The 21,290-nt window shown below is 45.6% G+C and carries 26 protein-coding genes; 25 read left to right on the forward strand and 1 reads right to left on the reverse strand.

Annotation, left to right across the window (positions count from 1 at the left end; genetic code table 11):
- Window positions 1-446, reverse strand: a 446-nt coding sequence (locus CRO23_RS24425) for a helix-turn-helix domain-containing protein (protein WP_255253532.1), incomplete at its 3' end; no start/stop codon positions are given.
- A 441-nt stretch (window positions 447-887) separates the two neighbouring features.
- Between CRO23_RS24425 and CRO23_RS24430 the strand changes: the two genes are divergently transcribed.
- From CRO23_RS24430 to CRO23_RS25170, 25 genes are all read left to right on the forward strand, one after another.
- The gene (locus CRO23_RS24430) at window positions 888-1,355 is read left to right on the forward strand and encodes a transcription termination/antitermination NusG family protein (protein ID WP_060452212.1); all 468 of its coding nucleotides are present in this window, start codon (window positions 888-890) and stop codon (window positions 1,353-1,355) included.
- 80 nt (window positions 1,356-1,435) lie between these two features.
- Window positions 1,436-1,675 (forward strand): hypothetical protein, encoded by a 240-nt coding sequence (locus CRO23_RS24435; RefSeq protein WP_097103336.1) that lies wholly within the window; start codon window positions 1,436-1,438, stop codon window positions 1,673-1,675.
- Window positions 1,676-1,977: 302 nt separating this feature from the next.
- Window positions 1,978-2,613: a lytic transglycosylase domain-containing protein gene (locus tag CRO23_RS24440; protein ID WP_097103338.1), complete on the forward strand. Its 636-nt coding sequence runs from the start codon at window positions 1,978-1,980 to the stop codon at window positions 2,611-2,613.
- Between the two features lie 10 nt (window positions 2,614-2,623).
- A complete protein-coding gene (locus CRO23_RS24445) occupies window positions 2,624-2,914 on the forward strand; it encodes a TrbC/VirB2 family protein (protein WP_097103339.1) in 291 nt (96 codons plus the stop codon).
- A gap of 17 nt (window positions 2,915-2,931) precedes the next feature.
- On the forward strand, window positions 2,932-5,676 hold the full coding sequence (locus CRO23_RS24450; protein ID WP_097103341.1) for a VirB3 family type IV secretion system protein: 2,745 nt from the start codon (window positions 2,932-2,934) through the stop codon (window positions 5,674-5,676).
- A gap of 12 nt (window positions 5,677-5,688) precedes the next feature.
- The gene (locus CRO23_RS24455) at window positions 5,689-6,414 is read left to right on the forward strand and encodes a type IV secretion system protein (RefSeq protein WP_097103342.1); all 726 of its coding nucleotides are present in this window, start codon (window positions 5,689-5,691) and stop codon (window positions 6,412-6,414) included.
- On the forward strand, window positions 6,415-6,660 hold the full coding sequence (locus CRO23_RS24460; RefSeq protein WP_097103344.1) for an EexN family lipoprotein: 246 nt from the start codon (window positions 6,415-6,417) through the stop codon (window positions 6,658-6,660). It abuts the gene before it with no gap.
- Window positions 6,661-6,701: 41 nt separating this feature from the next.
- Window positions 6,702-7,742, forward strand: a complete 1,041-nt coding sequence (locus tag CRO23_RS24465; protein WP_097103346.1) for a type IV secretion system protein — start codon at window positions 6,702-6,704, stop codon at window positions 7,740-7,742.
- A gap of 171 nt (window positions 7,743-7,913) precedes the next feature.
- Window positions 7,914-8,600, forward strand: coding sequence for a virB8 family protein (locus CRO23_RS24470; protein ID WP_060452218.1), 687 nt, complete (start codon window positions 7,914-7,916; stop codon window positions 8,598-8,600).
- The gene (gene virB9 / locus CRO23_RS24475; protein ID WP_141398644.1) at window positions 8,600-9,511 is read left to right on the forward strand and encodes a P-type conjugative transfer protein VirB9; all 912 of its coding nucleotides are present in this window, start codon (window positions 8,600-8,602) and stop codon (window positions 9,509-9,511) included. The genes CRO23_RS24470 and virB9 overlap by 1 nt, the downstream gene beginning before the upstream one ends.
- The gene (virB10, locus tag CRO23_RS24480) at window positions 9,504-10,781 is read left to right on the forward strand and encodes a VirB10/TraB/TrbI family type IV secretion system protein (protein WP_097103350.1); all 1,278 of its coding nucleotides are present in this window, start codon (window positions 9,504-9,506) and stop codon (window positions 10,779-10,781) included. The genes virB9 and virB10 overlap by 8 nt, the downstream gene beginning before the upstream one ends.
- A gap of 1 nt (window position 10,782) precedes the next feature.
- Window positions 10,783-11,814, forward strand: a complete 1,032-nt coding sequence (gene virB11, locus CRO23_RS24485) for a P-type DNA transfer ATPase VirB11 (RefSeq protein WP_089197850.1) — start codon at window positions 10,783-10,785, stop codon at window positions 11,812-11,814.
- Complete coding sequence (locus CRO23_RS24490) at window positions 11,801-13,627, forward strand: type IV secretory system conjugative DNA transfer family protein (RefSeq protein ID WP_097103351.1); 1,827 nt, start codon at window positions 11,801-11,803, stop codon at window positions 13,625-13,627. Before virB11 ends, CRO23_RS24490 begins: the two co-directional genes overlap by 14 nt.
- Window positions 13,628-13,645: 18 nt before the next feature.
- Entirely contained in the window at window positions 13,646-14,038 is a 393-nt protein-coding gene (locus tag CRO23_RS24495) for a cag pathogenicity island Cag12 family protein (RefSeq protein WP_255253533.1), read from the forward strand.
- Between the two features lie 35 nt (window positions 14,039-14,073).
- Entirely contained in the window at window positions 14,074-14,541 is a 468-nt protein-coding gene (locus CRO23_RS24500) for a conjugal transfer protein TraL (protein WP_255253534.1), read from the forward strand.
- 254 nt (window positions 14,542-14,795) lie between these two features.
- Window positions 14,796-15,326 (forward strand): restriction endonuclease, encoded by a 531-nt coding sequence (locus CRO23_RS24505; RefSeq protein WP_097103376.1) that lies wholly within the window; start codon window positions 14,796-14,798, stop codon window positions 15,324-15,326.
- Window positions 15,327-15,337: 11 nt separating this feature from the next.
- Complete coding sequence (locus CRO23_RS24510) at window positions 15,338-16,033, forward strand: hypothetical protein (RefSeq protein WP_097103355.1); 696 nt, start codon at window positions 15,338-15,340, stop codon at window positions 16,031-16,033.
- Window positions 16,034-16,048: 15 nt separating this feature from the next.
- Entirely contained in the window at window positions 16,049-16,684 is a 636-nt protein-coding gene (locus CRO23_RS24515; protein ID WP_097103356.1) for a hypothetical protein, read from the forward strand.
- A gap of 2 nt (window positions 16,685-16,686) precedes the next feature.
- On the forward strand, window positions 16,687-17,004 hold the full coding sequence (locus CRO23_RS24520; protein WP_255253535.1) for a hypothetical protein: 318 nt from the start codon (window positions 16,687-16,689) through the stop codon (window positions 17,002-17,004).
- Between the two features lie 27 nt (window positions 17,005-17,031).
- Window positions 17,032-19,182: a type IA DNA topoisomerase gene (locus CRO23_RS24525; protein ID WP_097103358.1), complete on the forward strand. Its 2,151-nt coding sequence runs from the start codon at window positions 17,032-17,034 to the stop codon at window positions 19,180-19,182.
- On the forward strand, window positions 19,182-19,619 hold the full coding sequence (locus CRO23_RS24530; RefSeq protein WP_097103360.1) for an H-NS family histone-like protein: 438 nt from the start codon (window positions 19,182-19,184) through the stop codon (window positions 19,617-19,619). The genes CRO23_RS24525 and CRO23_RS24530 overlap by 1 nt, the downstream gene beginning before the upstream one ends.
- Before the next feature lie 70 nt (window positions 19,620-19,689).
- Entirely contained in the window at window positions 19,690-19,893 is a 204-nt protein-coding gene (locus CRO23_RS24535) for an Hha/YmoA family nucleoid-associated regulatory protein (protein WP_085337713.1), read from the forward strand.
- 281 nt (window positions 19,894-20,174) lie between these two features.
- On the forward strand, window positions 20,175-20,390 hold the full coding sequence (locus tag CRO23_RS25015; RefSeq protein ID WP_141398640.1) for a hypothetical protein: 216 nt from the start codon (window positions 20,175-20,177) through the stop codon (window positions 20,388-20,390).
- Between the two features lie 319 nt (window positions 20,391-20,709).
- The gene (locus tag CRO23_RS25020) at window positions 20,710-20,997 is read left to right on the forward strand and encodes a hypothetical protein (protein ID WP_141398641.1); all 288 of its coding nucleotides are present in this window, start codon (window positions 20,710-20,712) and stop codon (window positions 20,995-20,997) included.
- Between the two features lies 1 nt (window position 20,998).
- Window positions 20,999-21,157: a hypothetical protein gene (locus CRO23_RS25170; protein WP_176519345.1), complete on the forward strand. Its 159-nt coding sequence runs from the start codon at window positions 20,999-21,001 to the stop codon at window positions 21,155-21,157.
- The last annotated feature ends 133 nt before the right edge of the window (window positions 21,158-21,290 follow it).

A 21,290-nucleotide genomic window follows, 5' to 3' on the forward strand; every position in this document is an offset into this window, starting at 1 on the left:
GGTGCTATCTCAATTAATTCTATGTTCATTCTAGATTCATTAAGAACATCATCACGAATGTTTTTAGTTTTAACGACGTGCCATACGTCATTAATTTTTACTGCTGAGTAGTCTGTTGGGATGTTCCCCTTATTGGAAAATATATATTTGCATTGCTCAGTTATATCTCCATCTGACCATATCGCGTCATGAACCTCTATATCTTTGTTTGATTGTTCTTGATAGTGGAGCCGAAAGAAATCGTCCAATGTCATACCGATAGAGTGTATGACCTCTAACAGCTGTTGAACACGCCACTCGCTCCCTCCTGATAGTTTTTTGGCTGCTGCCGTTGATGACATCCCTAGTACATGCCCAACATGCATCGAGTGTTTTTTCTCTGGTATTCCGTTTTGGCTGAGCATTTTTGCCACAAGATCGCTAATCCAATTTTTGTTGTTATTCATCACGATGTTATGAAGCCTCTCATTGATTTCGATGTTGAAAATTTGTACAGACACTAACTGTAAAGTTTACTTTATCAGTAAAAACAATCTTTTCCGAAGATTTTTACACTAAATAGTTCAACCATAGGTTGGTAAAAACTGTTTATGAGTAACCAATGGTTGACTTAAATCTATATTAGTCTAACATATGGGTTAGAACTACATAAGCAAGCAACTTTAAGTTCACTTGTTCGTTTGTAGTTGTAAGCCATCACCAGGGAAAGATGGAATAATTAGAAGAGCTAATGGACTAAGCGGTTTTTTCACCAGGGAACCACCGCACATAAAGCACTAGTCATGATAATTTCTTAGTCTGCATAGTGTAAGTGATTGTTTTTTTGCGCAAGCCTTGAGAATCCACCTGGATCGCTCAGGGCGTCAGCGTGGAAAAGGAGGTTCAAAATGAAGGGTTGGTTTCTGCTTTACCACAGCCCGAAAGCGTACCAGCAAATCCTGGCTGGGTTCGAACGCTTGTCGGTCACACATTACACACCTAAGCTCACGGTCATTACGAAGAGAGCAGACAGTAAGACGAGCGTGAGAATCAATAAGCGCCCGTTGTTTCCTGCATATCTGTTTGTGTACTTCGATCCAGAGGTCGTCCACACCACCAAAATCACGCAGCTGATTGGTGTGAATGAGTTTGTTAAGATTGGTGGCCAAGTGCGGCCTTTACCGGAAGCTGTTATCGACGGCCTGCGGAACCTTGAGTTTGCGAAAGTTGATCAAAGTGACCAATCAGTTTCCTACAGTAATGTGCCTGATGACCTTATGGCGAAACTGGAAGAAATTAACGGGCAAAGCGAGCCTGTAAACCGAATGGCTTCTCTCATCAGCTTTCTGGACGGGTATGTAAGAAACGCCCATTAGTTTTTACTCCCATCACGTATTTATTCATCACCGCTGATCACCGTCAGCGGTGCTTTTTTGCATCTATATCAGGAGTATCCATGTCATCGAATAAAGGTCTTGAACGTATTAAAAAACCGTCTACGGCTTATGGCGTTGTCTATGTCGGCGCTGCCCGCAAACAGGTAGTAGAAAAACTGGCAATTGAAGTTTCATTTATGACCGGTAAGCAAATAACAACGGCGCAATTCTTCCAGTATCTAATCGATCTGCATGGGGAAAAGGCCAAGAACGATATTATTAAAGCCTTTGAGGGCGATCGCAATGGAAAACAAACCTAAAGCTATTATCTGTTTGGCCGTTTCATCACCTATTGATTTAATTCACTGCAAGAACATTAACGATAAACCCATTATCGATAACAATAAATTCAAGGTGATTTATAAACCCAGCGATAAAGGCACGTCTAAAAAAAATTGAATTTTTTAAATATAAAGTAATCAATCTTCTGTTTGAGAGGGTTTCTATGAATTCTCTGATTAGATACGCATGGCATTTTACCTTACTTGGGTGCGCTCTGTTCTGGCTCGCTGTCATCTTCGTCCTCGTTACTCAATAAAACGTCATACTTGGAGTGCCTAACGTGATTTCATCTACAACATTTATCGCGCTTGCGATGCAGTGCGCGGCCTCTGTGCACCCTGATACGGCGATGGATGTTGTCAGGGTGGAGTCAGGATTTAATCCGTATGCTATTGCGGAAATCATCCCTAAAAGCCAAAGGATGAAAGACGGGAAAAGCGTCATATCGCATATGCCGAGCAATAAATTCGATGCTTTATCTATCGTCAAGGCAATAGAGGCAAAGAAAAGGCGTTACTCGGTCGGACTTATGCAAATAACGAGCACTAACTTTAAGCAATTTAACGTTGATGCTGAGAAGCTATTCGACCCATGCACAAATCTTTCTGTTTTCGAGAAAATCATCACCGACTGCTACACCAGGGGAAAAACGCTCAAGAACGCTTTGAGCTGCTACTACACCGGCAATTTTGATGCTGGGAAAAAGAAAGAGTCTGAGTTTAATCAGACGAGTTACGTTGAACGTATTGGTTACAAAAACTCACCAGGGAAAACTTTTTCTGTGCCTAGCACTAAGGAAGATAAGGGGGAAGTAAAGAAAGAGGAAATAGAGGCTAAAGAGTCACGTTCTAATTCACCAATCATCATTTATCCATCACGACTGATTCGTGGTGATATACAACTGTCTAAAAATTGAAGGAAATTCCATGTTTATTAAAAAACACCTGTCTGCTTTTAATACTGCTGTCCTGTTAGCCCTGGTTTCCGTGAGCGTCAATGCAAACGCGGCCAACGGTTTTGAAAAAGTAAATCAGATGCTGAATGCGATCATTGCGGGGTTACATACCATTGCTATCGCGACTGCAACCCTGGCTGGTCTTTGGGTTGGTTTTAAAGTGTTCTTTGATGGTCGTTCACTGATGGAAATGAAAAACGTCATCATTGGTGCTGGTATCGTGATTGGTATCTCCGAATTCGTGGCTTTGGTCATTTCCTAAATCGGCAAGGGGTAACTATGGCTACCGTTTTTAAAGCGCTAACCAGACCTCCGCTATTAATAGGGGTGCCTGTTGCCCCTGCTTTAATAGTTTTTTTTGTTCTCTTCATGGCTGGTCTGGTTTTTACTAAGTTCCTATGGGTGCTGATCCCCATCGTTTTTATATACATGCGAAGAAAAACATCACAGGACGAGCATTTCTTCGATCTGATGCTTCTTTGGCTAAAAACCAAAGGGAACTCAGTCAATAATAATTTCTACGGTGTTTCAACGATCAGTTGCCAAAGTTATGATGCCGTGGACGTTACGGAGTTTATAGAAGCTATGAAGTTAAACCAGAGAGCACCATTAGAAAAAATCATTCCCTATTCGTCACACGTAGATAAATCCATTATTAAAAATCGCGGTTCTGATTTAGTGGCAACGTGGGAAGTTGACGGTGAGCCGTTTGAGTGCCAAACGCAAGATGTTTTGGATATGCTGGCTACTCAACTTAATAAAGGCATTGTCTCTTACTCGGGCGAGGCAGTGACTTTCTATGTACATAAACCACGTTGTAAATTTTATGATGACCTTGATTCGCCTTCGGGTAATCCATTTGCTGATAAAGTATCCTCTCTTTTTTATGGGGGCATAAAATCCAAACCCTTCTACAAGACCCGAATTTATGTAACTTTGTGCTATATCCCTTTTAATAAGGAGGAAAAGGCAGAGAGAAAGACGAAGGGCGACAAATTCAAAAAGAAAACGCAACAGGACGCGATACTGCGTATGAATGAGCTACGTTCTTCTGTTGAAAGCATGTTGCAGCGTTATCGGCCTAAAGCGCTGGGGCTTTTTGAAAAAAACAACCGAGTCTATTCTTCGCAGCTGAGTTTTTACAACTATCTCATTACTGGTGCGTGGCAGGATGTTTTGGTCACTAGCACACCCTTTTATGAGCTCCTTGGTAGTTCTGACGTATTTATTAGCTCTGACTCTGCGCAAGTTAATAATTTTGACTCCCGGCGATATTTCCGCTCCATTGAAATTAAAGGGTTTACAAAATTAACTGAGCCAGGGTTGTTGGATTCACTTATCTACGAGCCCGTTGAGTATGTGCTAACTCAGTCGTTTACCAGCATGAGTAAGTCTGAGGCCAAAAAAGCCATACATGATCAGGAAAAACGGCTGAGTAGTACGCAGGACGACGCTGTAGAAGAGAAGGAAGACCTTGAAATCGCCAAAAGTATGCTGACTTCCGGCGATATCAGTTTTGGGTTGTATCACTATTCTCTTCTGGTTTATGCCGATTCGCTAGAACAGTTGATTAAAGACACCAACCAGATCCGCTCGACGCTGACGGATATCGGCCTGATCGTGACGCTCTCAACGTTGTCGTTGCCAGCGGCTTTTTGCGCTCAATTGCCGGGTGTATACCATTTACGGCCTCGTCTGGTGCCGGTGAGTAGTCAGAACTTCGTTGAACTCACTTCACTTCATTCTGTGATGAGTGGTAAGCGGGATAAAACCCCGTGGGGTGAAGCGATTGTTATTGCTAAAACCAACAGCCAGGCACCGTATTATCTGAATGTTCATAACACCATGATGGGGCAGGATGATTTCAATAGAAAAACTTTAGGGAATACCAAGATCATCGGCACAGCAGGTTCAGGTAAAACCATGCTCCTATGTTTGTTGTCGTGTGCAATGCAGAAATACCGGGCACCCGAATCTTTCTCTCCACAGGCTAAAACGAAACGTCTTACCACCGTTTTCTTTGATAAAGACCGCGGGGCTGAACTCAACGTTCGTGCACTTGGGGGCGAATATTTCCGCGTCAAAGCAGGCGAGCCTACAGGTTGGAACCCTTTTAAACTGGAGCCAACGAAGCGTAATCGGGTTTTTGTCAAAAACCTCATGAAGCTCATCGTCACCCGGCGTGGTGAGATATTGACGGCCAGGCAGGAAATCGACTTATACCAGGCTGTCGATGATGTGATGGACTTGCCAAAGGAATTACGCTCTTATGGCATAACTCGCGTTCTCGAGACGTTGAACGAGCCGACTACCGTGCAGGCACAAGAGAACGGATTGCGCATTCGTTTGTCGCAGTGGAAACAAGGTGCCGATTTTGGTTGGGTTTTTGATAACGATGAAGATTCGTTTGATATTAGCCATATTGATAATTTCGGTATCGATGGCACGGAGTTCCTCGATGATGAGGATACACGCTCCCCGATCGCTTTCTATCTGCTTTACCGGGTGACAAGTTTGTTAGATGGCCGCCGGTTGGTTCTTATTCTTGATGAGTTCTGGAAGTGGTTGGCAAATGATGCTTTTGCTGACTTTGTATATAACAAGCTAAAAACCATCCGTAAGTTAAACGGTATCGTGATTTTTGCAACGCAATCCTTAGATGAGGTGTTAAAACACAAGATCTCTAAGGCGACGCTTGAGCAGACTTCCACTGATATTTATTTGGCAAACCCAAAGGCAGATTATGCCGAGTATGTTGAAGGTGCGAAAGTTGACCCCGCGCATTTTGAAATAATCAAGAATATAGACCCGGAGTCACGCCAGTTTTTAATCGTTAAAACGGCGTTGCGTAAAGGTGATGTTCAGAAGTTCGCGGCACTGGTTTCTTTCGATTTATCTTGTCTTGGCGTTTATACAAAAGTCCTGAGCGGCAGCGAAGATAATCTCGAAATATTTGACTCTATTTTCAAACCGGGCATGAAGCCGGAGCAATGGCTCGATGCTTATCTTAACTTGGCTCTATAGAAGGTGATTAAAATGACTACGCGTAAATTACTCGTTGGTTTTGTTATGGCTGCTGTTGTGAGTGGTTCCCTCCCTGTTTATGCCAGCGGCATTCCTGTAATCGATGCTGCGGCGATGGCTGCGAATACTAAACAGTGGGCTACTGAGGCGCGGCAATGGATGGAAACTGCTCAGCACTACCGTTCTCAGATTCAGGCTTACAAAGACCAGCTGATGACGGCCACCGGCCTTCGTGATATTCAGGCGCTTGTGGCGCAGGGGCAAAGTCTTAAAAACGATATCGTCAACCTTCAAAAGCAGGGTATCAGTCTCAATGATCTGCTGACATCGAGCAGCGCCCCAGCTGGGGCTTTGGACAGTCTTTATAATAAGTATAAAGACTTCGATATTTGTGACGTGAAGCAGGCGCAGAGCTACATCAATATCTGCAAGCAAGAAACGGTCAATAAGGCGTGGGCGATTGAACAGACCACTGAGGTGCAGGGGCAGATCAACACGGCACTGAATGATATCGCCTCGCTTTCAAGCCGCATCGCCGGTTCGAAGGATTCGAAAGAATCGCAAGACCTGGCTAATGCCATCCAGGCAAAAAGCGTCCAGCTCAACGTGCTCTCAAATCAGTGGGAAATGAACATGAAGGCATCGGAGCAGCGTGATAAGCTGTTGCAACAGAAACGCGAGAAAGCGTTTCGGCAGCAGCAAACGAACGCAAAATCACCACGATTTGGAGGGTTGTAGATGAGTAAATGGATTGCGATTTTTTTATCCGGTGTGGCATTTTTACTTGCCGGTTGTGAAGATAAGGCTAAGAGTGTTGACTGGTATATGGAGCACCCAACCGAATTAGCCGTAGTCTTTAAAGACTGCAAAGTGTCCGGTGATGACACGCAAAATTGCCGAAACGCCAAAGATGCTAATTTTCGTTTAAAACAGCGCGACGCTAAACTCCCTACGTTCGGTGATTTATCTTCGGATAAAAAGTGAAGTAAAAGGGGCGTTAGCCCCTTAATTTTTGGAGTGAGATTATGGATTCTGATTTTTTTCAATCCACTCACAGATATATAGAGCAAATTCTCCAATCAGCAACTTCGGGTAAAATGGCTACTTACGCAAGTATGATTTCTGTAATCATACAAGCGTCAGTGGCGCTCTATATGTTAGTGCGTGGTTATCAGATCATGGCCGGTAAAAATCAACGTCCAGCCGAAGACTTGGCTTATGATGTTGTGAAAATGGCTATGATTATCGTTTTTGTTAATAACGGTGGCGGTTATTTAGATTTGAGTATAAGTGCAATTGAGGGGTTGAAAACAGGGTTCAGTGGTGAGGGAGATATTTGGGCTTATTTAGACAAAATATGGGCTAGCGCTCAAAAAATCGCTTCTACGTTAATGGAACTTGATCCATCTAGTTACGTTAAAGTAGATGGGGGATTGGGGGCGTTATTTACATTGGTCGGTGTTGCCTTTGCTTTGATCATAACGTCTTTCGTGTTCATGTCTGCGGAAATTGGATTGTTGCTTTTAACTACAACAGCTCCAATTTTTATTTTTTGCCTGATGTTTGGTTTCTTAAGGACAATGTTCAATAACTGGCTGCAATCAGTCTTCTCTTCAATCCTCACGATACTTTTTGCAACGCTTGCTTTAGGTGCTGCAATCACTTATTTAACAAAAATGCTCGATAAGATGACGCTTCTAGCTGCTGATTCTAACTTGATGACTCTTGGATTAATGGCTGGCCTTGCGGGGGCATTCTGTGGCCTTGTAGTTTTAATATCAGCCAAGGTTGCCTCTCAGATAGCCGGTGTTGGTGTTGAAGGGGCAGTACAAGGTGCGATGGCTATGGGCATTATGGGTGGGACGTTCGGTGCTGCTAAAGCCGCTGGCGGTGTTATGCGGGGAACGGTCAACGCTGGGCGCGGAACCATCGAAGGGGCTAAAGGTACTTCCTGGAAGCAAAGAGAATCCTCCGGCCTTTCTGCCGGGACGGGCTATGGAGCTGGCCGCGTTGGTCGTGCTGTCGTACAAAAGGTTATTGCGCGAAACAACTCACGCGCGTCTTGATATTCATTCATCTGTTTCACAGCAATTCCCAATCTAATTAGGTAATTCACATGAATAAACTCATTGTCATGGCGCTTATCTGCGTCTTAGCTGGCTGTGCTTCAAATTCACCGTTGCCGCCCTCGGCATCCGGTGAGTTGGTTCCTGTTAATTCGGCGGAGGTAATCAATAATGTCTAATATCGAAAAGACAATAAAAGCCGCTCAGGGGTTTGAGAAAAAAAACATGGAGCGGGATGAGCGTGATAAAAAAGTAGGTTTTTTTATCGGCGCTGTCGGTGTGCTTATCGCCATTTTGTCGATAGTCGCCATTCTTATCCTGCTGCCGCTGAAAGAGACTAAAGTCAGCCTTTACGTTTTGGATAAGGCAGCAGGAACCATTAGTAAGGTGAGCGAATTTACCGAAGAGAGTATCTCCGGGGATTTGGCAACCAATAAAGTAAACGCCGAAAATTATATCGAACTTCGGGAGCGGTATAACTACTTCTCTTTGCAAGACGACTATAACCGTGTTCAAGCTTATAACTCGGATGATGTGAATAAAGAGTATCTCGCCGTATTTAATGGCAAGAACGCTCCTGATGTGATTTATCACAATGCTGATAACACAGTTCGAATCAATGTGATTTCAGATTTTATCACCGAAGCGACAAAACCTGATCTGCTGGCAACCATCCGATTTAAGAAAACCATCCGTAACATTAAATCCGGTATGGAGCGCGAAGAATATTGGGTTGCGCGTATCACTTTCCGCTATGTGCCGACCAAGGATCTCACTGAGGAACAGCGTGAAATCAACAAGCTCGGCTTTGTTGTGACCAGCTATGAAGCCGAAAAAGAGAACGGGGTGACGCCATGATGAAATCTGGAACCATCGCGCTTGTGCTGAGTAGTGCCTTGCTGATGCAAACGGCCGGTGCGGCTGTTTCGCCAAGCAGCCGAGGCTATGACAGCAGAATGCAGCAGGTCAGCTATAACGCGTCTAACACGACGGTGATCACTGCCGGTGTCGGATATCTTTCTACCCTGGTGTTTGACGATGAAGAGACGGTGCTTGATGCCCGTCCAGGCATGGAAAAAGGCTGGGATATTAAGCATGACGCTAATCGCGTCTATATCCGGGCTGTTCCGATCGCTCAGCCGGTTCCTGGCGAGAACGGCCAGCAGGTTAACCAGGTGTTTGAGCCGACGAGTAAGGATTGGGTGACGAACCTCTTTATCGTCACGACCAAACGATACTACAGCGTCGAGCTGCATGTTCAGGAGGCCGGTAAGCCATCGGGAACGATCTCCTATGTGGTCAGCTATACCTACCCACAGGAAACCCGCGCTAAAGCCGCAAAAATGGAAGCTGCGCGGTTAAAAGAGTTACAGCAGCAACAAGAGAACCAGCGCATAGAGAAAGCCCTGGCTAACGCCCAGGCACCGCGCAATTGGGAATACTACATGCAGGTTGGTAAAGACAGCGGCATGATCACGCCTGATTTTGCCTATGATGATGGTCGGTTTACCTATATCGGTTTTTCGCCGGTGAAAAAGCTGCCTGCCGCGTTTATGTATTCCAATGGGAAAGAAATTGCGACCAACCCAGGTATTAAACAAAAGGGGAATTACAAAGTCATCGTGATCCCGCAAACCAATCCATCTTTTGTCTTGCGTTATGGCAATGCAGTTATTGGATTGGTCAATAAAGGCTTTGGGAAGGTTACGGTGAAAGATGGTTCGACGGTTTCACCAAATGTCGAGCGCGTGGAGGTTGATAATGAGTAACGAAAATAAAAGGCCTGATGAAATCGAACAAGAATTAAGGGAAAGAGAAGAAAAAGCGAAGGTTGATAACTCACCAACGCAACAGCGAGAAAAAACCGTCGCCGAAATAGAGCAGGAGTTACGCGAGCGACAGGAAAGAGAATCGCGGGAAAACGATGTTCAAGAAGAGGTGTTAACTCACCAGCCGGAAGTTATTAAGCTCAAAAAAAGCAAAAAAGACCGGGTGTTAAAAGGGCTGATTTTCATCACATTGGCGCTGATAATTGCCACGGTCGTCGGCCTTAAAATCTATTCAAAATACAAGTCGCCGGATAATACGGATAAACCAGAAACCGTAAAATCCACGGAAAGCAGCGTTAACCGGCGTAGCGATCTCGGTCAGGGTGTTGACCCCTTCAAGCAAGAAGAGCCGCCGAAAGCGGAGTCGGCAGAGAGCACACCTGGTGCTGAAGCCGCTGCCGCTACACCTGGCGCACCGGCACCTATCACATTCTCCAGGGCGTTGGCGGTCGTCAGTGATAACACCTCATCAAGTCAATCGAGTGGCTCTAGCCGCAAGCAGGAGACGCAAGAGGACGCCGAGAAAGCTGAGGCTGTACCGTCTAAAGGCACAGACACTAACGCGGCATCTGAGGGCGATGAGGGGGCTTTAGAGGCGGTACGGCGTATACCGTATAACCCAGACCTTTACTTACCGGAGAACACCTCGTTGCCGTGTGCGTTAACTCGCCGCTTTATTTCGGACGTCGCCGGTAAACTGCAATGTCAGCTGACGGAAGATGTGTATAGCGCCAGTAAGAACACCAAGCTGCTCGATAAAGGCACTGTGGCGACATTGGTCTACAAGACGGGAACGCTTCGCCACGGCCAGGCGCGCGCGTTTGTCATTGCGACCAAGCTGAGAACCCAACAGAAGCCGTTCCTGGATATCCCGCTGGTTGATACAGCGGCAGCGGGTGAGCTCGGCGAAGCGGGTATGGACGGCTGGGTTGATACGCATTTCTTCGATCGGTTTGTTGGGGCGATGATGCTGGGGATCATCCCTGATATTGCGAATGCCGCGACAGACAGCGCCGGTAAAAAAGACCGCAATACCGATTACACGGAAAACAGCCGTCAGGCGTTTGCCGATATGGCGAAAACCGCGTTTGAAAACAGCGTCAATATCCCACCGACGATTTACAAAAATCAGGGTGAGATCATTACGCTGGTCACTGGCAGAGATATCGACTTCTCAAAAATCTACCGATTGCAGTATAAGCGGGGATAACATGGCAAAGAATGAAAGCCTTGAGTATCAGAAAAACAAAATGTTTGGCGAGTTTCTAGACCTTCCAGGGTTGACAGAAATCGCTGTTAATCGCCCCAACGAGCTTTTTACAAAAATTGGCGGTAAGTGGGAACGTCATGAAGTTGAGTTGCCCTTTGTTGAATGTGAAAAGTTCGCTCGTCGATTAGCTAATTATCATGGTGATTCAATCAGTAGTCTAAAACCTATTTTATCGGCCACCTTGGAATCGGGGGAAAGGGGGCAGATTATTCTCCCGCCTGCTTGCGAGAGGGATACAATATCAATCACACTTCGAAAACCGTCGTCTGTGCAGATACCGCATCAGCAATACATTGATTCCGGATTTTATAATCGGTTGACTGGTGCAGAGAAGTTAAGTGACAGAAATAAAATGTTGTTGACCATGTACAAAGATAAAGACTTTCCTAACTTTATGGAGAAGTGTGTCGAGTACGGGAAAACAATATTATTTGTCGGGGAGACTGGTTCGGGTAAGACAACGTATTTAAAAACGTTAATTGAATACATCCCGCTCGATTTGCGGATCATCACTCTTGAAGATAACCCAGAGGTTAAATTCACTAAACATAAAAACTACACCCATCTATATTATCCAAGTGAGTCAGGAAATGGTGATGACGAAATAGTGACGTCTGGCTCGCTGTTGCGAGCCAACTACAGGATGAACCCCGACCGCATCCTGCAAACAGAAATTCGTGGCGGAGAGGCGTGGGACTTTTTAAAAATCACCACCTCTGGACATGAGGGCGCGATAACAAGCCAGCACTCAGGCGATCCGTATGAGGCCATTATGGGGTTAATCGAGCGCTGCTATCAGAACAGCGAATGCCGGATGTTGCCGTACAGCGTCATTCTCAGCAAGGTTTTGAACTGTATTGACGTGATAGCCAGTATCCAGGTTGAGGGGGATGTTCGGCGGATCGGGGAAATTTACTTCAAGGACGCCGATAAAGAGGCGTATCAGAAGAGGTTCCGAGATGAAATCTTTTAATAAGCAGCAGTGGATATTTCTCATCGTTGTTTCACTGCCGATTGTCTGGATGATAGCTACCGTTGCCGTTTACCCGTTAAACGGTATCGGGGTTAAAGGAATATATAAATCCTATCGATTTGGCATGTTATGGCAGGTGTTGACCGGTGATAATATTCGTTTCGATATTCGTCTAAGCGCAATTAAGGCATTGGGGATCGGGTTTCTTGGTTCAGTGATTCTTTTTGCCGTTGCGCTATTGTCCGGGAATAAAACCAAGAGCAATTTGTACGGCGATGCAAAGTTTGCCTCAGAGTCTGATATTCGTCGCTCGAAGGTTGTGACCTGGGGGGACGAGTCAAAAGGCGGCGTTATCATCGGCAGATACAAAGGCAAACTCATTAGATACATTGCTCCTGATTTTATCTCGATGGGTGCAGGCACGCGCGCCGGTAAAGGGGCGGCTGTTGTAATACCGAACCTATTGAGCTGGCTTCACTCGATGATTGTGCTGGATCCGAAGCAAGAATGTTACATGATAACCAGCAAGTTCCGGCAACGTGTGCTAGGTCACTCAGTCTACCTGCTCGACCCGTTCAGCAGTAAAACCCACGGATTTAACCCGCTTTTTTATATAGATCTCGCATCGGAGAAAGGAGCGGGCTATTTAAAGAACCTCGCGGAAACATGTTGGCCGTCAATCGGATTGACCGGGCCTGAAGCCCACTTTAACAGTGCTGCGAGCCGGGTATTTGTAGGGTTTACAGAGTTGCTCTACTTCCTTATCAAGTATGATAAAAAGTACCTTGAAAACATCGGTGTAAAACCTGTGTTTTCAATCGGTACGGTTCTTGACCTCTACTATGCCGTAGACCAGGAGGCATTACTGAGCGATCGGGAAGAACTGGTTACGCTTGCTGATGGCAACATGAACGATACCTACGTCATCACCGACGCACTCAACAAAATAAAAAAATTGTTTGAGGCTGAGGGGGAGGCAAAATCCAGTACAGAGGAGACATTCCAGAAAAAACTCGATTCGTTTACGCTACCGCTTTTTCGCGCAGCTACTGATCGCAACGATTTTGATTTGCGCGAACTGCGCAAAAAGAAAATCACTATCTACATCGGTGTTAACGCGGACGATGCAAAGATTGCGGACTCATTCTTAAATCTGTTTTTCAACTTTGCAATCGACGTGAGTATGCGAGAAAACCCCGACTTTGTACCGGAAAACAAAAACGATGTTTTGTTTTTGCTCGATGAGTTCCCATCAATTGGCGCGATGCATTACATCAAGAAAGCGTCCGGCTTTATTGCGGGTTTCAAGTTAAAGCTGTTGACTATTTACCAAAACATCGCCCAGCTTATCGAGATTTATGGTTTGTATGGTGCGAAGTCGTTGATGGCTAACCACCCGTGCCGCGTGATTTATGCGGTCAGTGAAAAAGAAGATGCCGATGAGGTATCTGCAAAGCTGGGTTATACCACGGTAAAAAACAAAGGGAAAAGCCGGAGCATGGCGAAAAGCTCGACTACCCGAGGGGAATCAGAATCAGATGCGCAACGTGCATTAGTGCTGCCACAAGAGCTTGGTACATTGAAGTTTGATGAAGAATTTATACTTCTAAAAGGTGAAAACCCGATTAAGTGTAATAAGGCTTTCTACTTTAACGACCACTACTTTATGGATAGACTGATTTCTGTCTCCCCTAAGCTTGAACATGAAGTAAAAAATCTTAACAAAGGCGTGGCTGTGGGTAAGCCTGGCCTCAACTACCCATCAAAAGAAATCATGCTCTCATTAGGCGAACTGGAAGCAGAGCTGTTTTAAATTAAGTGAGGAATAATCATGAAGCTGATTAAATTGCTATTGGTGTCGGGGCTTCTCGTAGGGTGTTCTTCTCCGCCGCCTCCGACGCCTGTTGATTGGGATAAGACGCCGACAGCGATGAACGGAACGCTGCCGGAATGGCGTGAAAATTATGTTGTTAACCCGGCACCACATGTAGACGGGAAATGGTCGCGTGTTATCCGAAATTTTTCAACCGATACGCCGTATGGCGTAGACGTCTATTATGCAGTGGTTCATTCGCCGTTTGTTATGGTGACGGCCAATAATGCCGATGATTTTTTCAATGCTAAATCGTGGCTGCGCACGCACGGTGCTAAGGGGGTAATCAGATATCAAAAGAGCGAACACAGTTGGTCTGGTCGAAATACGGATATTTATCTCTCCCGCTAAATACCTTTCAGTAGCAAATATATCTAGAGGTGAAAATGAAAACTTTGCTTGCAGGGTTGGCTTTGTCCGCCCTTTTTTTGATGTCTGGATTTACGCCTAAAGTCGCTTATGCGGCATCACAGGATGAATGCGCTATCTGGCTTTGCCTACCCGGTGGTTTTCCTGATGGGTGTGGCGGTGCGCATTCAGCGATGTTAAAGCGGCTCAAGAAGGGTAAGTCTCCACTGCCGAGCTTTTCTTCCTGTGCGGTGGACAGTGGGAGCAGCGGCGACGCCAGCATGGGTAAAGGCGCATGGCTTCCCGAGCGGAAAGAATGTGTGAGCTGGGCGCGTGGTCACGGTGATGAATGGTGTACCAAGTACGAAACCAAGCCCGCCGAGTTCAAACGTGATCAGCTGTGCATTATCAATAACGGGAACCATTACCCGCCAGGGTGCCGGAGCCAAAACTACGTCGATATCTATATCGACGGGAAGAAGGTAGGCGAAACGTATTACTGGTGATGCCCCGCGTTAATCCACGAACTCCACAATCGCCCCTGATAGCCTTGCTCCGGCTATCAGGGCGCTCCCGTTCGCGGAGGTGGCTGGTTGGCCTCTCCGCTCTCTGGCTTCGCTCATGTGGATTTGTGGATAACGCTCTGATGATGGGGTGATAGCAAACCTTTCTCAGCTGCAGCTGACCAGGCGAAGGAAATACTGTCATTTTCGCGTTGGCCATCGCGCCGGCGCCACCACTTTTGATAGCGAATGCAACGATGAACTTTCACTTACTCCATGCCATAGCCTTCCTGGCTGTGTTGCTGTTATTCGCCTGGTTGTCCTGGCGGCGCAGAACGCGGCGGCACCGACGCAAGATCCGCCAGGCTGGCCGGGTATTGGCGAAACTCAGCGAGATACCGCATCCAGGGCAGCGCCTGGCGTATCTGCGAAAGATTGACCCGTACACGTTTGAGGAATTGTTACTCGAAGTCTTTGAGCGCCGTGGCTTCAAGATCCAGCGTAATAAACGTTACTCCGGTGACGGCGGTATTGACGGCAAAGTTTGGCACGATGGCGAGCTCTACTTCATCCAGGCCAAGCGTTATAGCAATCAAATCAACAAGCGCCATGTAGAGGACTTTATCGAGCTGATCGAGGTGTTTCAGTGCAGGGGTATTTTCTGCCACACGGGGCGAACGTCGAGTGGTTCTAAAAGCCTTGTTAACAACCACCCTAAAATCTTGATGCTCTCCGGTAGCCGATTGCTGGATTTCATCGATTTAGATATCCCCTTTTCGATTACTTAAGTGAGGTCGTTATGGAACTGGATCGCCAAGTGCTTAAAAGGTTGAACCGTCAATCCGAAGCAAGTGTTAGATTGGGGCGAAGCGGTTTTGAATTAATTCGCTATTTGGTTAGAAACGAATTGGGGTTAGATATTAAAACCGTTAATAAGGCGGTTCTGATCCTATCAGAAGTCCTTCATAACCTCCCGTCTGCGGGCAATGATATTACTGCTAGCTTAACAGTTAAAAGGGTACGCAATGCAGTAGTTGAATTGTCTAAAATCGTGCCAATGGTAAATATTAACGGTTTGAATGCCAGTTTTAACGCGTTTGAGCTGGAATGTATGAAATCATCATTTTTGAGATGCATTTGTGAGCATGTTGTCAGTCTCGATGAGCGAATGTGGAATCAATTCATTCAGAAAACAATGACGGGGGAAAATGTCTCCTTTGGCATCGATACGAAAATGGGGGAGGTTATTGATCCAGAAGACTTGCGGCAAGAAATCGATTCTCTGTCTCGTGTTGAGCTAGTTGAAAAGAATCTTATGGATTCCCGTGAGCCGGAATTTTATGTCGATGAGTTGAAAAAGGGTGCTGACCAGATAGGCGAGATTGACGGCTCCCCTATCTGGTTTCATACATCGGGATACTACTTTTATTGGGAACCAGAATCTGAGTGTTTGCTTGAAAGCTGGCTAACGTTTCCGGTGTGCCCGTATGGCTAATAAATGGAGTAAATTATGAAAACGAGCTCAATACTGACGGTTTATGATTTTATGCGTTACTGCCGTATGCCACTCTGGTTTCAGCGTTCAATCAGGGATATGAAAGTCGGTGACACTTTCATCCTTGGGAAATATACGCAGCCTATTTCTCACGACAGCGATTCATTTTGTGTGCCCCCTCGCTATTCAGCTTGTCTGGATGGTAGTGAGTCTTGTTTCGTTGCGGAAGCGTGGATAGAAAAGGAACGAGGGCTTTATAGCTTTTATGCAACATGGACTTTCCCTACTAAGCCATACCGTGCATTGATAATGACATCCGGGAAATTCAAAATAAAAAAAGGTGGTGTTATTGATTTTGAAGATAAAGACGGTTCAGTGAAACATTTTGCTCTTGTTTGTCGTTATATTGCCAAGATGTTGAGCATCATGACTTATGAAGATCAAGAGATCTATTTCAAAAACAAGAGTTCACCATTGTTTAACGGAGTATGGATTGACAGTGATTGTAATGAGCGGAGACAGCGCGTGGTGGAAGTGGATGGAAAATTCAAGCGAGTATGGATTAATTACAAAAATTACATGCCAACACATCAGCTTTCGGCAATTGTTGAAGCTGCCTTTGCTACTGGCGCACTTCAGCTGGATGATTAAAAATGGATCCTAAATACGATACGTTGGAAATTGAAGACTACATGACGGAAGAATTCGTAGGCCGTCAGGTTACTGAATACAGAAAACGTACAAAAGGCAGGTCTTTACTGATTGTTTTTCCGGAATACGATGACATAAACGACCACTTCAATATCAGCAGGGACGATGACAATGAAGAAGCTTTTGCATTAGCAGGGTATGTCAGCGATCAGCTATCAATAATAATTAACGCTTTTGATAAAGATAATGCACGAGAAATTATTGTTGCGGCAGCGGGTGAGATTCAGTCTTTAGTACAAAGTGATTGTATGAAAAAATAATTTTGATTTTGAATAAGGATAATTGATATGAGACTTTTTATTGCAGAAAAACCGGCAGTAGCTAAAGACATTGCTGCTGCCCTGGGCGGCGGTAACCACAAAGGCGCATATATTGATTGCGGTAACGATAAAGTATCCTGGCTGTTCGGCCATGTTTTACAAACGGTGCAGCCGGAAGTGTATAACCCGGCGTATAAACAATGGAACAAAGATGATTTACCTTTAAAGCTTTATCCACCGCAATATGAAATTGCGCCGGATAAGGTTGAGCATGTAACCAAAGTGCTCGACTTGATTAAACAAGCTGACGTTATTGTTCACGCTGGCGACCCGGACGACGAAGGGCAATTATTGGTTGATGAGCTGTTGATTTATAGCGGCTGCGATAAGCCGGTAAAGCGCGTGTTGATTAACGACAACACTGATAAAGGCGTTAAAAAAGCGTTAGCTGATTTGCGTGACAATAAAGAGTTTCACGGTGATTACCTTAAGGCGCTTTCCCGCAGCGTCGGGGATGAGATTTACGGTTTAAGTTCAACCCGCGCATACAGTATTGAGGCGCAATCTCAGGGTTATCGTGGTGTGCTGTCGGTTGGTCGTGTCCAAACGCCAACGCTGGGGCTCATCGTTCGGCGCTGGCGTGCTAATAAGGCGCACAGTAAGTCCTATTACTACATGCTCGATGGCTCGTTTACATTCGGTGCCGGTAGCCTGACTGCGCGCCTGCAATTCCCGGAAGACGCCCCGGTTGATGAAAAAGGGCATGTACTCCAGAAAAGCTATGTGGACGAGCTGGCCGCAGCGGTGAACGGTAAAGCGGCGCGCGTGGTTGAGGCATCGGTTAAGGACAAAGAAACCGCGCCAAAGCTGCCGTTTAATCTGAGCAAGCTACAGCAGCAAATGAACCGCGATCACGGCATGTCTGCCGCTCGAACGCTTGAAGTCACGCAGGGATTACGTGAGAAATTCAAGGCGATCACCTATAACCGCTCTGATTGCGCCTATTTGTCCGATGAGCAGTTTACCGAAGCCCCGGACGTGGTGGCCGCATTGAAAGCCAGTCCCGCTTTTGCTGATGCTGATGTAGACACCACCCGCAAGAGCAAGGCGTTTAACAGTAGCAAGGTCACAGCTCATACGGCGATCATTCCGACTGATAACGTCCCTGACCTGGACAAACTGAGCGTCGATGAGCGGCATGTTTATACGGCCATAGCCAAGCAGTACCTTATTCAATTCATGCCGCCTAAGCGCTTCCAGGAGGCTACAGGGCGCATTGAAGCTAACGGCCATACCTTCACATACCGAGCGATTAAGGACGTGCATCCGGGCTTTGAGGCGTACTTGAAAGAGCCGAAAGAAGTGGGAGAGGACGACACGGTTGAAACGGCTTTTGAAACCGTCAGCCAATTGCAGGTCGGCCAGAATGGGAGTTGCGATTCAACTACCGTTCAGCAGAAAGAAACCACGCCGCCAAAACTTTTTGATGAAGCCAGTTTAATCTCGGCGATGACACGCATCGCTGATTTTGTTGATAACCCCGAGATTAAGAAGCTGCTTAAAGAAAAGGACAAGGACAACGATCAGGCGCACGGTTCAATCGGTACTGAGGCAACCCGCGCCACGATTATTGAGACGTTGAAGAAACGCAACTTTATCACTGTTGAAAAAGGGAAGCTGATCCCCACCGACACCGGTTTGGCGCTTTTCGATGCGTTGCCGGAAGTGGCAACGCAGCCTGATATGACCGCACTTTGGTTTGAGCAACAATTGCAGATTGCTGAGGGTGCCTTAACTGTTGATCAGTTCGTAAACGATTTATATGAATTTTTGACTGAGCAACTTAAAGACGTTAATGTAGGCGAAATTAAAGGCGAGAAAAGGGAAGAAGGTAAAATCCCTCGACTCACCGAGAAATGCCCGAACTGCGATAACGAGATCATGGTTCGGCCAAAACTCTTTGCCTGTACGGGATGTGATTTTAAAATCTGGTCAACGGTAGCACAGAAAAAGTTGACAACAAATCAGGTTGAAACCATCCTCAAGAAAGGCAAATCAAGCGAGATTAAAGGTTTCACCAGTAGCGCGGGTAAAAAGTTCGACGCCATGCTGGTGTTGCAGGATAAAGCCACAGGTAAGCTGGGCTTCGAGTTTTCTAAAAAATCTAAGGGGAAGTGATGAGCGAGAACGACACTTACACCAAAGTTAGAGGTCTTTTGTCTAACATCCGTTCAGTACGCGCATTTGCGCGTGAAACTGACTTCGATCTGTTGGTCGAAATGCAAGAAAAGTTGAACATCGTTATCGAAGAACGGCGCGAAGACGCTGAGCGTGAAAAGAAAGAACGTGCTGAGCGTGAAACGAAACGCCTGGAACTGCTTCAGCTGATCCAATCAGAAGGTTTTGACCCTAGTGAGCTGTTGGGTATTGAATCATCAGGCGGTTCGAGCAAGAAATCCAAAACCGGCGTAAAACGCGCACCTAAATATCAATATGAGCAAGACGGTGCAATGCATTACTGGTCAGGCGTTGGCCGTAAACCGCGACCAATTCAAGATGCCTTAGATCAGGGTAAGTCGCTGGACAGCTTCCTGATCCCATCACAAAATCAGTGATAACTCGATAATATATGCAATGATATATATCCGACACATCCAGGTGTGTCGGATTTTTTTTGGTGAGCATATGGAAAAACAATCCTTTCTCTTCAAGTTCCGCAAGGCAAGTAACATCGATACGTTAGAGCGCATGTATGAACATATGCGGGATAAGGTCGATGATAATGATGTGGCGTTTTTCCTCGGGGCGTATGATCACCGCAAAGCAGAACTGGCGGTAGGACGCATATTCGATAAAGTCCCGGCGTCTGCCTGGAAGTACGTGAAGTAGCCCCCCCTTTACTATCATCCTATCGGCGGCCGGCCAGCGATCGAACCCTTTTTTGATACCATTTTTACGCCTGGTCAGCAGCTGCTGCCAGCTTAAATGCTATCACCACCTGTTATCCACAAATCCACATGAGCGAAGCCAGTGAAGCGGAGAGGCCAACCAGCCACCTCCGCGAACGGGAGCGCCCTGATAGCCGGTGCAAGGCTATCAGGGGCGATTGTGGAGTTCGTGGGTAACAGAAAGCCGCCTGGCGGCTACATCCCATAATCCCGGTACCTTCTATGACAAGACTAACCCTAGACACGGCTCAATTCGCAGCGCTTTTAGGCATTGACGAAGGTGAATTGGTTTTTGCTTTCAAAAGTGATGGTGTTTTAAAAGGGCTTCAACTCCCCCTCTGTACCCATAATGCCGCATGGCGAAAAAGGAAGTTTTGCTATAATGAGGTTGTCAAATTCAAAGAGAAATTTGATGATATGCATAAAGGAATAAGTTGAATCAAGATATCAAACGATGTATCATCATCTTTGTGATTCGAAAAAGGAGGTTTTTATGTTTTTGTCTCGACTTATTTTTCTGGGTGCTCTTATTGTAGCGGTTCCCTGGATATGGTTCACGTTCTGGCGTGAAAGCTTTAACATGTACGCAGCTATGTTTATCGCTTACTTGATTTTGACGCTAGAAGCCATCATTTCTAGAGATGTATATGATGAGCCTCCGATCTATTGGATCTCTTTATATGGGTTTATGTTCGGAGTCACGGCGATTTATGTTTTTGGTGTAAACTATTTGTTTGCTTCCTAAAGGGAATTGACGATGCAAATACAACAATTTTTTTCTCAGGTAGTCATTTTATCAGTCCCTACCCTGTTCGTGCTTTACCTAGTTATTATTCTTTATCTAAAGCGTGATGCAGTATCATTTTTATGTTTCCTTTCCTACCTTGTATTGGCTACTCTGTCATCAGCCGGTATTTATCATGATAAAGGGTTATGGAGCGGAGATCCGCAGGTAACTTTAGCGATTGCGTATGGTTCAACACTCGTCGCCGTGGTTATGCTGTTTATTTCTGTTTTGATTTCTACCATGAGAGAAAGGAGTTAACATGGATGACATTGTAATGTGGATGTATCCGGTGTTTCTTCTTTTAATACCTTTAATATATATTGTGTATTTGTTGCTGCAAAGAAAAGTCAGCAACAAAACAAAGAATCTTGAACAAGAGAGAAGAACGCAAGACAAGCATTATCCAATAAAAAGATAGTTTACATATGGAAGAGGGTTTAGCTATGAGCCATACAGTTCTGATTTTTCTACTTTTTATGTTCTCGGTAATGACACTTCGCGCATTCTACTTATCGGAACCTTATAATATCTTGTTTGCTGGGCTTGGGATT

The sequence above is a fragment of the Serratia sp. JKS296 genome (assembly GCF_900215445.1).
GTDB lineage: Bacteria > Pseudomonadota > Gammaproteobacteria > Enterobacterales > Enterobacteriaceae > Serratia > Serratia marcescens.

Bases quoted from the DNA above. Each gene is read 5' to 3' on its own strand.
- CRO23_RS24430 (WP_060452212.1), top strand. From the start codon at position 888: ATGAAGGGTTGGTTTCTGCTTTACCACAGCCCGAAAGCGTACCAGCAA.
- CRO23_RS24435 (WP_097103336.1), top strand. From the start codon at position 1,436: ATGTCATCGAATAAAGGTCTTGAACGTATTAAAAAACCGTCTACGGCT.
- CRO23_RS24445 (WP_097103339.1), top strand. From the start codon at position 2,624: ATGTTTATTAAAAAACACCTGTCTGCTTTTAATACTGCTGTCCTGTTA.
- CRO23_RS24450 (WP_097103341.1), top strand. From the start codon at position 2,932: ATGGCTACCGTTTTTAAAGCGCTAACCAGACCTCCGCTATTAATAGGG.
- CRO23_RS24455 (WP_097103342.1), top strand. From the start codon at position 5,689: ATGACTACGCGTAAATTACTCGTTGGTTTTGTTATGGCTGCTGTTGTG.
- CRO23_RS24460 (WP_097103344.1), top strand. From the start codon at position 6,415: ATGAGTAAATGGATTGCGATTTTTTTATCCGGTGTGGCATTTTTACTT.
- CRO23_RS24465 (WP_097103346.1), top strand. From the start codon at position 6,702: ATGGATTCTGATTTTTTTCAATCCACTCACAGATATATAGAGCAAATT.
- CRO23_RS24470 (WP_060452218.1), top strand. From the start codon at position 7,914: ATGTCTAATATCGAAAAGACAATAAAAGCCGCTCAGGGGTTTGAGAAA.
- virB9 (WP_141398644.1), top strand. From the start codon at position 8,600: ATGAAATCTGGAACCATCGCGCTTGTGCTGAGTAGTGCCTTGCTGATG.
- virB10 (WP_097103350.1), top strand. From the start codon at position 9,504: ATGAGTAACGAAAATAAAAGGCCTGATGAAATCGAACAAGAATTAAGG.
- virB11 (WP_089197850.1), top strand. From the start codon at position 10,783: ATGGCAAAGAATGAAAGCCTTGAGTATCAGAAAAACAAAATGTTTGGC.
- CRO23_RS24490 (WP_097103351.1), top strand. From the start codon at position 11,801: ATGAAATCTTTTAATAAGCAGCAGTGGATATTTCTCATCGTTGTTTCA.
- CRO23_RS24495 (WP_255253533.1), top strand. From the start codon at position 13,646: ATGAAGCTGATTAAATTGCTATTGGTGTCGGGGCTTCTCGTAGGGTGT.
- CRO23_RS24500 (WP_255253534.1), top strand. From the start codon at position 14,074: ATGAAAACTTTGCTTGCAGGGTTGGCTTTGTCCGCCCTTTTTTTGATG.
- CRO23_RS24505 (WP_097103376.1), top strand. From the start codon at position 14,796: ATGAACTTTCACTTACTCCATGCCATAGCCTTCCTGGCTGTGTTGCTG.
- CRO23_RS24510 (WP_097103355.1), top strand. From the start codon at position 15,338: ATGGAACTGGATCGCCAAGTGCTTAAAAGGTTGAACCGTCAATCCGAA.
- CRO23_RS24515 (WP_097103356.1), top strand. From the start codon at position 16,049: ATGAAAACGAGCTCAATACTGACGGTTTATGATTTTATGCGTTACTGC.
- CRO23_RS24520 (WP_255253535.1), top strand. From the start codon at position 16,687: ATGGATCCTAAATACGATACGTTGGAAATTGAAGACTACATGACGGAA.
- CRO23_RS24525 (WP_097103358.1), top strand. From the start codon at position 17,032: ATGAGACTTTTTATTGCAGAAAAACCGGCAGTAGCTAAAGACATTGCT.
- CRO23_RS24530 (WP_097103360.1), top strand. From the start codon at position 19,182: ATGAGCGAGAACGACACTTACACCAAAGTTAGAGGTCTTTTGTCTAAC.
- CRO23_RS24535 (WP_085337713.1), top strand. From the start codon at position 19,690: ATGGAAAAACAATCCTTTCTCTTCAAGTTCCGCAAGGCAAGTAACATC.
- CRO23_RS25015 (WP_141398640.1), top strand. From the start codon at position 20,175: ATGACAAGACTAACCCTAGACACGGCTCAATTCGCAGCGCTTTTAGGC.
- CRO23_RS25020 (WP_141398641.1), top strand. From the start codon at position 20,710: ATGCAAATACAACAATTTTTTTCTCAGGTAGTCATTTTATCAGTCCCT.
- CRO23_RS25170 (WP_176519345.1), top strand. From the start codon at position 20,999: ATGGATGACATTGTAATGTGGATGTATCCGGTGTTTCTTCTTTTAATA.